Genomic DNA, 13,716 nt, shown 5'->3' on the forward strand with positions numbered 1-13,716 from the left:
CGGTCAATGCTCGTTGTCACGAACCGCACTGACTGGCTTGGTGTATTCAGCTATTGCGGATTATTCTGCTTCCACGATGCGCAGCACTTCAGTGAGTCCTTCGCAGAAGCGCGCCATCTCGTCATCGGTGCCCATGCACACGCGGAGCCAACCGTCCGGGCCGACGACCCGGATGAGGATACCGCGGTCGAGCAGTTCCTGGAAAATCCGCTCACGATTGTCGAAATGACCGCCGAACAACAGGAAGTTCGATTCGGAATCGGCGACTTCCAGCGGCTGGCCTTTGTAGGTCTGGCGCTTGAGCCATGCAGCGGTCTGGTTGCGAACCTCGCGCAGATGGGCGACACGGCTGAGCTGCTCGTCGGTATGTTCGAACGCGGCGAGCGCCACGGCCTGGGTCACTGCGGACAGGTGGTACGGCATGCGTACGATGCGCACGCTGTCGATGATGCCCTTCGATGCGGCAAGATAGCCGACACGCGCGCCCGCATAGGCGAACGCCTTGCTCATGGTGCGGCTGACCGCGAGATTGTCATGCTTGTTGACCAGCGTGACTGCGCTCGGCGTACCCGGATTGCGGAACTCCACGTAGGCCTCATCGATCACGAGAATCGGATGGACGCCAGGTGCGGCACCAGCGACTTCGGCGTGTTCGCAGGCGTCGAGCAGCCGTTCGGTGTCCTCGAGCGGCAACGGGGTGCCGGTCGGGTTGTTCGGGCTTGTCAGCAGCACCATGGATGGCTTGATGTCGTTGATCGCCTCGATGGTGCGGTCCACGTCGAGCGTGAAATCGGCGTTGCGGTGAACGACCTTCCAGCCGGTGAACGTGTCGCGCGCGTACTCGGGATACATCGAATACGTGGGGTCGCAGCTCAGCGCGGTACGCCCCGGGCCGCCGAAGGCCTGGAAGAGTTGGAGCATGATCTCGTTCGAGCCGTTTGCGCCCCACAACTGGCTGATATCGAGCCGTGCGCCGGATTCCTTGGCGAGATAGTCGCTGAATGCCTGACGAAGCTTGATATGCTCACGATCCGGATAGCGGTTGAGCGTGGGGGCGATTTCGCGGACACGCTCGACGATGGTGTCGATGACGTCCGGATTCGGCGGATACGGGTTCTCGTTGACGTTGAGGCAGACCGGCACGTCGAGCTGCGGGGCGCCGTAGGGTTCCTCGCCGATCAGGTCGTTGCGCAGCGGAAGGCTGGACGGGATGGTGTTGTCGCTCATCGCAGTCCTGCCTGCTCTTCCTGCTGCTTGATGGTCGCCTTGTCGTATGGGTCCTTGATGAAGCGGCTCAGCACGCATTCACCGTGCGCCGGCAGATCTTCGGAGACGGCGAAGGTGTTGATGCGCGCGGCGAGCGTCTTGAGGCCTTCCTCGTCATATTCGATGACTTCGACCGGCTTCATGAAGGTGTGCACGCCCAGCCCTGAAGCGAACCGTGCGGTGCCGGAAGTCGGCAGCACGTGGTTCGAACCGGACATGTAATCGCCCAGCGGGACCGGGGAATATGGGCCACGGAAGATCGCGCCCGCGTTCTTGATGCGCGGCACGACGGCGTCCGCGTCCGCGGTCTGGATCTCGAGGTGTTCGGCCGCATAGGCGTTCGCCGCGTCGATGGACTGGTCAAGATTGTCAGTCAGGATGATGCCGGACTGGCGGCCGGTCAGTGAGGTGGCCACACGCTCTGCGTGCTCGGTGCGAGGCACACGCTGGTCGAGGCTCGCTTGAACCTGCTTGGCGAGGTCTTCGGAATCGGTGATCAGGACGGAGCCGGCGAGTTCGTCATGCTCGGCCTGGCCGATCAGATCGGCCGCGACCCAGCTGGGGTTCGCGCCGGCGTCGGCGATAATCGCGATTTCGGTGGGGCCGGCGACAGCGTCGATGCCGACGATGCCGGACACCATGCTCTTGGCGGTTGCGACGAAGATGTTGCCCGGTCCGGTGATCTTGTCGACCGGCTCGCACAGCACCTCGCCGTCCTGCGGCTCGCTGCCGCGGGCGCCGTAAGCGAACATGGCGATTGCCTGGGCGCCGCCGACCGCGTAAACCTCGTCAACACCGAGAATCGCGCATGTGGCGAGGATCGTCTTGTCCGGCAGACCGTCTGCGGTCGCCTTGCTCGGCGGAGTGGCGATGGCGAGTGATTCGACGCCTGCCGTCTGGGCGGGCACCACGTTCATGATGACGGAGCTCGGGTAGACGGCCTTGCCGCCCGGCACGTACAGGCCAACGCGCTGGATAGGAATCCAACGCTCCGCGACACGGGCGCCGGGAGCCAAATCGGTATGGAAATCTTGAGGAACTTGGGAGGCGGATACCGCACGGCTGCGACGGACGGACTCCTCGATGGCGGCACGCACCTCAGGGTCAAGCTCATCCAGCGCCTGCTTCATGGCTTCCACCGGCACACGCAGATGCTCGGGGCGCACGTGGTCGAATTTTTCCTCGAAATCGCGAAGGGCAGCAGCGCCGCGCTCCTTCACATCGTCGAGGATCGGGCGCACCAAATCGGTGGCTTCCTTCGTGCCCATCTCGGCGCGTGGCATCGCTGCCAGCATCTCGGCACGGGTGAGGCGCTTTCCGCGCAGGTCAATGATTCGCATCGTATTGTCACTCATAGCCACCATGGTAGCAACGGGCAAAAACCTTGTGCGGGAAAAACCCTGAGCTCTGTCACATGCTGAGATGACAGCCAGTCAGGCTCACGCGCGACCGCCATAACCCGTTCCGACTCGACGCAACACGGCCACCGTGTGACGATCCGGTCACACCGCACACCGATATCCCCACACGCAACCCGTCCAAACCGCGATATCTGCCTGCCATGTGACCATTCCGTCACACGGCAGGCAGATGCCCGATACCTCAAGCGGCAGGCAGGCAGCTGGGGCCAAAGAGAGTCTTGATCTCCGCGAACAGCGAGGTATCGCGCTTGACCCGGAACCGGTCGCCGAAAGTCAGCACCTGCGCGTCGCCCTTCTCCCCCATGATCGCCAGCTTCACCGGGCAATACCCCGGATGATTCATCAACACGCGCCCGAGCTGCATCGCATGGTCCCGATCAAGCGCAACCGGCGGCAACGTGATCACCACAGGCCGCGAATCGTCAGCTTCCAGCGACGGCACCTGCATTTCGGTGGCGCGCAAGCTCACCGTCTCGTCACGCACTTCCACCTGCCCGCGCACCTGCACAACCTCGTCAATCGCCAGTTGTGCGGCGGCGTTCTCGTACACCTTGCCGAAGAACATGCACTGGATGGAGCTTTCCATGTCCTCCACCGTCACAATCGCCCACGGATTGCCCTTCTTGGACACCCGTCGATCCACATTCGTGACCAGTCCGGCGATCGTCACCTGCTGGCCATCGCCCATGGTTTTCGCCCGGTCAATCAGATGCGCGATCGACATTTCCCGAAGGTTCGCCAGAATCGCGGTCATTCCGCTCAACGGGTGATCGGACACGTACAAGCCGAGCATTTCGCGCTCGAAATTGAGTTTGGTTTTCTTGTCCCATTCCTCGATGTCCGGCACTACGACGGAGGCATCACCCATCATGTCCGCACCACCGTCATCGTCATCGGCGAACAGGTCAAATTGCCCTTCTGCCTGCTTGCGTTTGAGCCCAATCACCGAATCTATGGCGGTTTCATGGATTTCATACAAGGCACGCCGGTTCGGGTCAATCGAATCGAACGCGCCCGCCTTGATCAGCGATTCCACCAGACGGCGGTTCAAGGCGGTGACCGGCACGCGGCGGATGAAGTCCATGAAATTCACGTACTTGCCGCGCGCGGTTTCACGTTCGGCGATGATATCGTCAACCGCCTTGTCTCCCACATTGCGAATGGCGCCAAGGCCGAAACGCACGACATCGCCGACTGCCGAATATTCGAGTCGAGACTCGTTGACATCCGGCGGCAGCACCTTGATACCCATACGCCGCGCTTCACCCAAGTACAGTGCGGTTTTGTCCTTGTTTGTGCGTTCGTTCTGCAGCAGGGCGGCCATGAATTCGACAGGGTAGTGCGTCTTGAGATACGCCGTCCAATACGAGATCAAGCCGTATGCAGCGGAATGCGCCTTGTTGAACGCATACCCGGAGAACGGAACCAGGATGTCCCACACCGCCTGCGCGGCTTCCATCGAATACCCGTGTTCCTTCATGCCTTGGAAGAACGGGACTTTTTCCTTGGCCAGCACTTCAGGCTTCTTCTTGCCCATCGCTCGACGCAGCACATCTGCTTTGCCCAGCGAATAGCCGGCAAGGATTCGCGCCGCCGACTGCACCTGCTCCTGGTAGACGATCAGGCCGTACGTCTCGCCAAGCACTTCCTTCAGCGGTTCAGCCACCTCCGGGTGAATCGGCGTGATCTTCTGCAACCCGTTCTTGCGCTTCGCATAATTGTTATGCGAATCCATATCCATCGGGCCCGGACGGTACAGCGCAATCAGAGCGGAAATATCATTGAAGTTATCAGGCTTCAAGGTTTTCAGCAGCGAACGCATGCCGTCGGAATCCAGCTGGAACACGCCAAGCGTGTCCCCCCTGGCGAGCAGCTCGTACGTCGGCTTGTCGTCCAGCGGAATCTTCGTATAGTCAATCGGCTCTTTGCCGTTGTTCTGAATATTGGTCAGCGTGTCACGGATGACCGTCAAGTTGGACAAGCCAAGGAAATCCATCTTCACCAAGCCGAGCGTCTCGCATGTATGGTATTCGAAGGTCGTGGTGATGGTGCCATCGGTGCGTTCCAGCAGCGGCGACGTGTTCGTGATCGCCTCGGAACCCATGATCGTCGCACACGCATGCACACCGGTCTGGCGAATCAACCCTTCGATGCCCTTGGCTTCCTCGGTGATGCGCTTGGCATCCGGGTCGGCATCGTAGAGCTCACGGAACTCACGGGCCTCGGCGTATCGTTTCGATGTGGGGTCGAAAATGTCGTGCAGACTCGCGTCCTTGCCGTTCTTGCTCGGCGGCAACGCTTTGGTGATGCGCTCGCCCACGGAGAACTCGTAGCCCATGATGCGGGCGGAATCCTTCAACGCCTGCTTGGTTTTGATCGTGCCGTAAATCACGCATTGGGCGACTTTGTCGTGCCCGTACTTGTTGGCCACGTAGTCGAGGACTTTCATGCGCCCGTCAGGGTCGAAGTCAACGTCGATATCAGGCAGGGACACGCGTTCAGGGTTGAGGAAGCGTTCGAAAATCAGGCCGTGTTTGAGCGGGTCGAGTTCGGTGATGCCCATCGCGTAGGCGACCATGGAGCCTGCTGCGGAACCACGGCCGGGGCCGACCATGACGCCGTGCGATTTCGCCCAGTTGATGTAATCGGCCACGACGAGGAAGTAGCCGCAGAACTGCATCTGGCAGATGACACCGCACTCGTAGTCGGCTTGTTTGAGCACTTCGATGGGCGGATTGCCGTTGTACCGGCGTTTGAGCCCCTCATCCACATGCTTGAGGAACAGGGAGGTCTCATCCCAGCCTTCGGGACAGTCGAAGCGCGGCATGAAGGCGCCGTCCTCGTGGTCGTCGAACATCACGTTGCACCGGTCGGCGACAACGAGGGTGTTGTCGCACGCTTCAGGCAGCTCTTTGAACAGGTCTCGCATTTCCTGCGCGGTTTTGATGTAGTAGCCGGAACCGTCGAATTTGAACCGGTCCGGATCGTCCAGCCGCGAACCGGAGTTGATGCACAGCATGGCGTCCTGTGCGTCACGGTCCTCCTCATGCACGTAATGGGAGTCGTTGGTTGCGAGCAGCGGGGCGTTCAGTTTCTTGGCGATGGTCAGCAGGTCCTTGGTGACGCGCTTTTCGATTTCGAGCCCGTGGTCCATCAGCTCGATGTAGAAATTGTCTTTGCCGAAGATGTCTTGCATTTCGCCGGCGGCGCGCAGGGCTTCATCGAACTGGCCGAGCCTTAATCGGGTCTGGATGATGCCTGAAGGGCAGCCTGACGAGCAGATGACTCCCTTGTGATAGCGCTGAAGCACTTCCTTGTCCATACGAGGGTAACGCATGACGCGCCCCTCAAGATTGGCGACAGATGAAGCTTTGATGAGGTTGACGAGCCCCTCGTCGTTTTCCGCCCACAAGGTCAAGTGAGTGATGAGACCGCCGCCGGACACGTCGTCAGGATTGCGTTCATGATGCGGCTGCGGCACCCAATTGGTGTCCCAAGAGACGCGGGTTTTGTCTTGACGTGCGGTCTCCGGCGTCACATACGCTTCAATGCCGATAATCGGCTTGATGCCCTGATTGACTGCGTTGCTCCACAATTCGTATGCGCCATGCATGTTGCCGTGGTCGGTGATGCCGACGGCCGGCATGCCGAGTTCCTTGACACGCTTGACCAGATCCGGTATTTTCGAAGCGCCATCGAGCAGCGAATAATGCGTATGGTTGTGCAGCTGGACGAAGTTTCCGGAATCTGTCATGCCGTCCACTCTAACCAAGCGAGTTGACCGGCGGCGTGGCGTGCTTGGCTTCCAGCGAATCCAATGCGTGTTGCAAATCCGCGGGGTACCGCGACTTGACGGTCGTCCACACACGGGTGCGCGGGTGGCGGAATTCCAATTGCATGGCGTGCAGCCACTGGCGTTCAAGCCCCAGTTCCTTCGCCATCACCGGGTTCGCTCCGTACATCGGATCGCCTACCAAAGGGTGACCTATGGACGAGAAATGGACGCGGATCTGGTGGGTGCGGCCGGTCTCGAGATTGACTTTGACCAGCGTGGCTTCCCCGAAGCGCTCCAGCACGTCCCAGTGGGTGATCGCCTCTTTGCCGGTCGGCGTGACCGTGAATCGGAAGTCGGAGACTTTGGCGCGTCCGATCGGCGCCTCGATGGTCGCCTTGTCTTCTTTGAGATTGCCTTGGACGAGCGCATGATAGGTTTTCACGACCTCGTGCTCGGCGAATTGCCGGCGCATCTCCTTGTATGCGAGATCCGACTTGCATACGAGCATCAGCCCGCTTGTGCCGACATCGAGTCGGCTGACAATGCCTTGCCGACCCGCCGCCCCAAGCGAGGTGATATGCACGCCACGCTGCAGCAGGCTTCCTAAAACAGTCGGACCGGTCCAGCCGACTGAGGCGTGGGCAGCGACCCCGACCGGCTTGTCTACGACAATCACATCGTCATCCTCATAGGCGACAGCCATGTCCTCGGCAAGAGGCTCAGGCTCCTGCCGTTCTTCAACAAGGTCGAATTCGACGATGTCACCTTCGAGCAGGGTGCTTGACTTGGCCATTTCACGGTTCAGGCCACGGACCTGGTGTGTTTCGATCAGTTCCGCCGCTTTTGCACGTGACATGCCGAGCATCTTGGAGACGGCGACATCGAAACGCTTGCCGATCAGGGCGTCGGGGGCTGGTGCAAGACGACTCATCGGGCCTCACTCCCCTGGCCGTTCACCTCGCTATCCTTGTTGGCGGTTCCGGCATTGTCGGCATGTGCGACACGCGATTCAACGTGCGGTTCAACGTCCCGCCGGGCACCGTCTGCGTATTCGCCCGGCTGCGATGCTTGCCGCGGCATGACGACCGGCTCGTCATGGCCGGACACGTCACCATCAGTGTCTTCACCGTCAGGCTCATCACCCATGATGGCCTTGCGCCCATCACGACCACTGCGGAAGGCGACCCCGCGCAGTACGAGCGCGACAACGCCAATCCCGGCAAGGGTAAGGAAGATATCCGCGACGTTGCCGACCGACCAGCCGTAGTCGATGAAATCGACGACACGACCGTCAAGCCCATACTGCGCGTATGCGACACGGTCAATCAAATTGCCAGCTGCTCCGCCGAACGCCGCTCCCAGCATGACCGCCCACTCGTGCGAATCGGTCTGAGCGGACGCGAACGCCAGCAACACGCACGCTACTATGGCCAGCACGGAGATGATCCATGTATGTCCCGAGCCAAAACCGAGTGATGCGCCCGGGTTGTGCACGAGCACAAACCTCAAGGCGTGCGGAATAACCTCGATGATATTGCCGCCTGACAGCGCCTGCTTCGCCCACGCTTTTGTCCCTTGGTCGAGGACGAGCACGATCACTGCCACAACAGCAAAGACGGCCACGTACTTGCTACGCGACCGTCTTGTTACTTTCGGTGGATGCATTGATTCCAACCCTGAAAACCGTTACCTGACCGGAGCGCGATCAGTGGCGACGCGGGCTGGACTGGGACTGGTCCACTTTGCTGTAGTTGTTGGAATCGGACACCTGATTCATCAGCTGGCCAAGGAAATCAGTGAGACGGGTACGATACTCGGTCTCGAACTGCTTGAGCCCTTGGATATTGCTTTCGATGACCTTGACCTGGTTCTCAAGCTCATTGCGAACCTGCTTGGCGTAGTTGTCTGCGCCGGAACGGGTCTTGTTGTCATAGTCGGCGGCACGACGCTGCACTTCAGCTTCGTAGTTGTCGGCTTCCTCACGCTTGTTCTTCGCGTACAGGTCGGCGTCCTGACGGGTCTTGACAGAGTAGCCGTCAGCATCGGAGTGAACCTGCTTCTTGTACGCGTCAGCGTCAGCACGAGTGGTCTTGTTGTAGTCGTCAGCCTCGGTGCGGGTACGGCTTGAATAGTCGTTGGCCTTGGTGACAAGCTCTTCGTACTTGGCTTGGCTTGCCTCGGTGATTTCCTTGGCCTTGGCCTTGCCCTTGTCAACATACTGGTCGTGCAGCTGCATGGCCAAGGTGAGCATCGCGGTGGCGCGTTCCGGTTCGCTGGAAGCGCTCTGTGCGGCACCTGCGATCTTCTGCAGGCTGCCGGTTTCGGTGCTCGGCTCGACCTTTTCGATCTGCGCACGAAGCTTGTTCTCACGCTCACGGGACTCCTCGAGCTGACGCTGGAGTTCCTTGACCTGCGTGCCCGCCTGCTGCTGGACGGCAAGCTGCTGACGCGCAGTTGCCAGCTCGCGGCTGAGATTCTCCGTGTTGGCACGGAACTGGTCACGCTCACGGGTGACGGCATTGAGCTGCTCAGCGACGTCCTTGTTGCCGGCTTCCTTGGCCGCCTGCGCGGTGAGTTGGTCGATCTGGGTGCTCAGACGATCGACCTGGCTCTTGAGCTGGGCATTCTGGTTCTTGAGCTGCTCGCCCTGCGCCTTGGCCTGCTCGATCTGCTGGTTGAGCCCGTTGGCCTGCTCGGTGAGCTGGTCGTTGTCATGCTTGAGCTGCTGGGCAAGCATGGTGGCCTGCTCGCTCTGGCGCTTGAACTGATCGTTCTGCACAGCGAGCGCACGATTGTTCTCTTCGGCCTTGTGCAGCTGCTCGGTGGCGGTCTTTGCAGCCTGATCCGCCGCGCTGGCATTGCCTGCGTTCGCCGCAACAGCCTTAAGATCGGTGTTCTCCTTCTTCAGAGACTCGATCTGGTTGTTCAGCTCAGAAATCTTGGCATTGAGATTCGCCACATCCTGGCCGAGAGGCTGCGTGGACGGGCCGTTCTGCATCGCCTGCTTGCCGAGAGCTTCAACCGTCTCGGTGACTTGATCAAGGAAGTCGTCGACTTCATCGACGTCATAGCCTTCCTTGAAGCGTACCGTTTGGAAGGTATGCTCCCTAATATCCTTTGGCGTCAAAAGAGCCATAAATCTCCACCTCGCTTTGAGTAATGCCTCGCTGTGACGGTATCTATACCGATGCTAGCACGACCCGTATGAATTCCTGACCGATTTCGCACTCTTTTTTCGTGTCGCAATCGTATTGTCGCGACGGCGACGGGCAATCATATGCCCCGGCAAGCATCACCACGGCCAGCCTCAGCTTGCACCGACGCACGTTCTGCACGCACCAGCATGCACGAACCCGATGAAACCCGCACGGCCTCAGATCAGCGCGCGCAACACTCCGAGCGCAACGTACAACACAATGAAGCTCAGGTCGATTGCGATCGGTCCCAAAAGCAGGGGCGGGATGTATCGCCGCAACCACCGCAGCGGAGGTTCGGTCAGATCGTAGACAAGATCGATGAGGTCAATCGCGATGCGCCCCGGATGCCATTGCGGCGCCAGCATGAACACCCAGTCGAGAATCATGCGGATGAACAGCACGGCGATATACGCATCGAGCAGCAGGTTGATCACGAAAATTGCCAAATATGCAAGCACAGGTTCAGCATAGCAGGAGGGCTTCGATGGTTACGCGCTCATCGAAGCCCTCCAACGATTTCCATGCATCACGCTATTCACCCGCGCAGCCTGCACGAGGAGCGGCGCTCATATGCGGCACGGATTGCGATTACAGGCAGTCGTGTGGCACCAGCCACCTGCCGACTGCTATCGGAATCGGCGAAACACGTTCAACCGACCTGAATCAACACGCGACCTGAATCAACGCGCGACCAACGTGTCAGTCGGAGAAGAGATCGTGCCCGGCCCCCTTGGATTCCGGCTCCTCGACTTTGATGTTGATCTGTGCCGGGCTCAGCAGGAACACTCGCGGGGTCACGCGCTCGATGGATCCGCGCACGCCGAACACCACACCCGCCGAAAAGTCGACGATGCGATACGCGACAGCCTCGGGAACCCCCGTGAGATTCAGCACGACAGGCACGCCGTCACGGATGGCACGCCCCACGAGCTGAGCATCATCATAGGTTTTCGGATGAATCGTCGTGATCCGGTCCACTCGCGCCGGGAACTTGCTGGTCCCCCGGCTTGAGGACGTCGACGCCGAGCTCGCAGGCTGTGACGCTGATATCGGCGCAACCGTGTGATCGGAATCGAAAGCCGACTCCTTGTCGTCGTCCTCCTGGTCGAGCAGATCGTCATCGTCATCGACGACATCGGACATGCCCAGATAGGACATCGCGTTCTTCATGAACCCAGCCATCTCAGCTCCTTTTGCTTACTCGTGCGTTACGCGTTCACCGCAGGAAATCCGGGATGTCGAGATCGCCCGGATCATTCGAAGGAACAACACGATGTTCTGTGGTTGCATCGCTGTCATCGCCATACTGACCATAGCTGCCGTAACCGTAGTTGCCGGCTGCGGGGTTCTGCTGTTGCGGTGCGGCGAACGGGGCGGCACTCGGACGTTCGGTTGCCTGAGATGCCGGATTCTGGGCACCCGCGTCAATGAGATTCCCGCTGGCTGGTTGCGCTTGCTGCTGACCGGCACCCGGGGTGGTCGCATTTTGCGTCGGTTGCGCGGCGGCAGTGAGCGGCTGTGCAGCCGCTGCAGCACCTGCATCTGCCGATTCCTTGCCGGATTTATCGAAGCCTGCTGCGATGACGGTGACCTTCACTTCGTCGCCATAGGCGTCGTCAAGGGAAAGACCCCAAATAATCTGGGCTTCCGGATGGATGGCCTTCTGGACCAGTGCGACGGCGTTCTTCGCTTCGAGCAGACCGAAGTCGGTCGGGCCGGCGATATTGACCAATGCGCCTTGCGCGCCTTCGATGCTTTCCTCGAGCAACGGCGAGCTGATGGCGATTTCCGCGGCCTGGGTGGCACGGTCCTCTCCGCGCGCGGAACCGATGCCGAACAGCGCGGTTCCTGCGCCGCGCAAAATGGTGGTGACGTCGGAGAAGTCCACATGGATGTACGGGTTGTTCGTCATCAGGTCGGTGATGCCCTGCACGCCGGCGAGCAATGCGGTATCCGCCGTTCTGAACGCATCAACGATGCCGATGGACTTATCTGAAAGCTCAAGCAGACGGTCGTTCGGAATGACGATGATCGCATCGACTTCCTTGCGCAGGTTCTCAATGCCAAGTTCCGCGGAGGCTTCGCGGCGCGGACCTTCAAAGCTGAACGGTTTGGTGACGACGGCGATGGTCAGTGCGCCCTGCTGCTTTGCGGCGCGCGCGACAATCGGGCTGGCACCCGTACCGGTGCCGCCGCCCTCTCCGCAGGTCACGAAAACCATGTCCGAACCCTTCAGGGCTTCTTCGATATCGGACTGGTGGTCCTGTGCGGCTTTGGCGCCCTTCTCCGGGTCTGCGCCTGCGCCAAGCCCACGGCTGGTGGCATCGGTGAGCGCGATCTTGATGTCGGCATCTGAACGCATCAGATCTTTCGCATCAGTGTTGACGGCCACGAATTCAACGTTTTGCAGACCTTCGGCAATCATTCGGTTGACAGCATTGCCACCGGCTCCGCCGACCCCCACGACCTTGATGTTGGTCTTATCGTTGAAATTGTCTGTCTGGGCAATCTCGCTCACCATTGTCTCCTGTCACTTACGGTTATGCTCAACTGTAGCGCAAAACCAGTAACACATACGTTATTTCTTGGTGTGTACCGCGATTTTTTCACGTGTCGCGGAGCATCCAAGGGTTCTGCCAATGTTCTGTCAATAGCTTACGTCCATTGGATCATCACCGAACAGCGTTTCTCGCTGTTCATGCGTTGTGGTCCTCGACTCAAGCCAGCCGTATGGCAGGTGCACCTTTTTCGCGTATCGCACACGACCACGCGGCTTATCGATGATCCGCTGCGGATATGGGGCATCCGGGTCGAGGGTATCCATGACCTTCCGGACATCCGCAATATCTTCACATTCCATGAAGGCTTTCCGCGTAGAGCCACCGACCGGGAATCCCTTGAGATACCACGCGATATGTTTGCGCAAGTCATGCACCGCCATGCGCTCGTCACCATCGTAGAACTCGGTGAGCAGCTTGGCATGGCGCATAATCACATCGCATACTTGCCCCAAATTCGGGTTCGTTCTCTCATCGCTGCCTGCGAACGCATGTTTGATATCGGCGAACAGCCACGGCCTGCCTTGGCAACCACGCCCGATAGCCACACCGGCGCATCCCGTTTCACGAACCATCGCCAACGCATCGTCCGCACCCCAAATATCGCCATTGCCGAACACCGGGATATCCAGATGTTCCACCAGTTCCCCGATACGGCTCCAATCGGAATGCCCGCCATAATATTCGGCGGTGGTACGCGCATGCAAAGTCACAGCAGCGCACCCCTCCTCCTGGGCGATATGACCTGCCTCGAGGAATGTCTCATGCTCATGGTCGATGCCGACGCGGATTTTTGCCGTCACCGGAATACCCGCCGGAGAGCAGACGGACACCACTCGGCGGATGACCTCAGTGAACAGGTCGGTTTTCCACGGGAGCGCGGAACCGCCGCCACGACGGGTGACTTTCGGCACCGGGCATCCGAAGTTCAGATCAACATGATCGGCCATGTTGTTGTCCACAACAATGTGCGCCGCTTGCTCCACGATGGACGGATCCACACCGTACAGCTGCAGGGAACGGATACGCTCGCTGGGCGCGAAACGGCACAGACGCAAAGCTTTGGGATTGCGAGCGACCAGTGCGCGTGCGGTGATCATTTCGGCGACATACAGGCCGTCTGGACCGTATTCCTCGCAGATCACACGGAACGGCCAATTGGTCACCCCGGCCATCGGGGACAGCATGACAGGCGTCGGAACGTGGATACGCCCCAAGTCCACAGGCTCGATATGCACCGGGCCTGCTATCGCCGTAGATCGGGGATCTTCGCCGAGCCTGGAATCACCACGCTCGTCGATGATGTCCTCGTCATGCTTGCTCATACCCTTGGTTCCTTCTGTCTGGTTCATCTGGTCAATGCGGCTGGCCTGATCTATCGGGTCAGCCTGATTCATTTGGTTAGCCTGACTCATTTGGTTAGCCTGACTCATTTCTCCCGGCTGGTTGATCTGGCAATCAGGCAGACGAGGCCAATCCGCCCTGTCCGGTTGAGCCGG

General features: G+C 59.8%; 9 protein-coding genes and 1 pseudogene. All 10 read right to left on the reverse strand.

Going from position 1 to position 13,716, the window contains the following annotated elements:
• Positions 1-60 precede the first annotated feature (60 nt).
• Complete coding sequence (locus tag DSM100238_RS01040) at positions 61-1,227, reverse strand: histidinol-phosphate transaminase (protein WP_152354877.1); 1,167 nt, start codon at positions 1,225-1,227, stop codon at positions 61-63.
• The gene (gene hisD / locus DSM100238_RS01045) at positions 1,224-2,621 is read right to left on the reverse strand and encodes a histidinol dehydrogenase (protein ID WP_167510958.1); all 1,398 of its coding nucleotides are present in this window, start codon (positions 2,619-2,621) and stop codon (positions 1,224-1,226) included. Before hisD ends, DSM100238_RS01040 begins: the two co-directional genes overlap by 4 nt.
• Positions 2,622-2,868: 247 nt before the next feature.
• Complete coding sequence (gene dnaE / locus DSM100238_RS01050) at positions 2,869-6,441, reverse strand: DNA polymerase III subunit alpha (protein WP_152354878.1); 3,573 nt, start codon at positions 6,439-6,441, stop codon at positions 2,869-2,871.
• 10 nt (positions 6,442-6,451) lie between these two features.
• Positions 6,452-7,393: an RluA family pseudouridine synthase gene (locus DSM100238_RS01055; protein WP_152354879.1), complete on the reverse strand. Its 942-nt coding sequence runs from the start codon at positions 7,391-7,393 to the stop codon at positions 6,452-6,454.
• A 245-nt stretch (positions 7,394-7,638) separates the two neighbouring features.
• Positions 7,639-8,127: pseudogene (locus tag DSM100238_RS01060) on the reverse strand (signal peptidase II); the annotation flags it as partial.
• A gap of 40 nt (positions 8,128-8,167) precedes the next feature.
• Positions 8,168-9,598 (reverse strand): DivIVA domain-containing protein, encoded by a 1,431-nt coding sequence (locus DSM100238_RS01065; protein ID WP_152354881.1) that lies wholly within the window; start codon positions 9,596-9,598, stop codon positions 8,168-8,170.
• Between the two features lie 237 nt (positions 9,599-9,835).
• Positions 9,836-10,117: a YggT family protein gene (locus tag DSM100238_RS01070; RefSeq protein ID WP_152354882.1), complete on the reverse strand. Its 282-nt coding sequence runs from the start codon at positions 10,115-10,117 to the stop codon at positions 9,836-9,838.
• Positions 10,118-10,358: 241 nt separating this feature from the next.
• The gene (locus DSM100238_RS01075) at positions 10,359-10,841 is read right to left on the reverse strand and encodes a cell division protein SepF (protein ID WP_152354883.1); all 483 of its coding nucleotides are present in this window, start codon (positions 10,839-10,841) and stop codon (positions 10,359-10,361) included.
• A gap of 34 nt (positions 10,842-10,875) precedes the next feature.
• On the reverse strand, positions 10,876-12,180 hold the full coding sequence (gene ftsZ, locus DSM100238_RS01080) for a cell division protein FtsZ (protein ID WP_152354884.1): 1,305 nt from the start codon (positions 12,178-12,180) through the stop codon (positions 10,876-10,878).
• Positions 12,181-12,306: 126 nt separating this feature from the next.
• Positions 12,307-13,542: a tRNA dihydrouridine synthase DusB gene (gene dusB / locus DSM100238_RS01085; protein ID WP_240812265.1), complete on the reverse strand. Its 1,236-nt coding sequence runs from the start codon at positions 13,540-13,542 to the stop codon at positions 12,307-12,309.
• Between the last annotated feature and the right edge of the window lie 174 nt (positions 13,543-13,716).

It is taken from the genome of Bifidobacterium apri (assembly GCF_009299485.1).
Classification (GTDB): domain Bacteria; phylum Actinomycetota; class Actinomycetes; order Actinomycetales; family Bifidobacteriaceae; genus Bifidobacterium; species Bifidobacterium apri.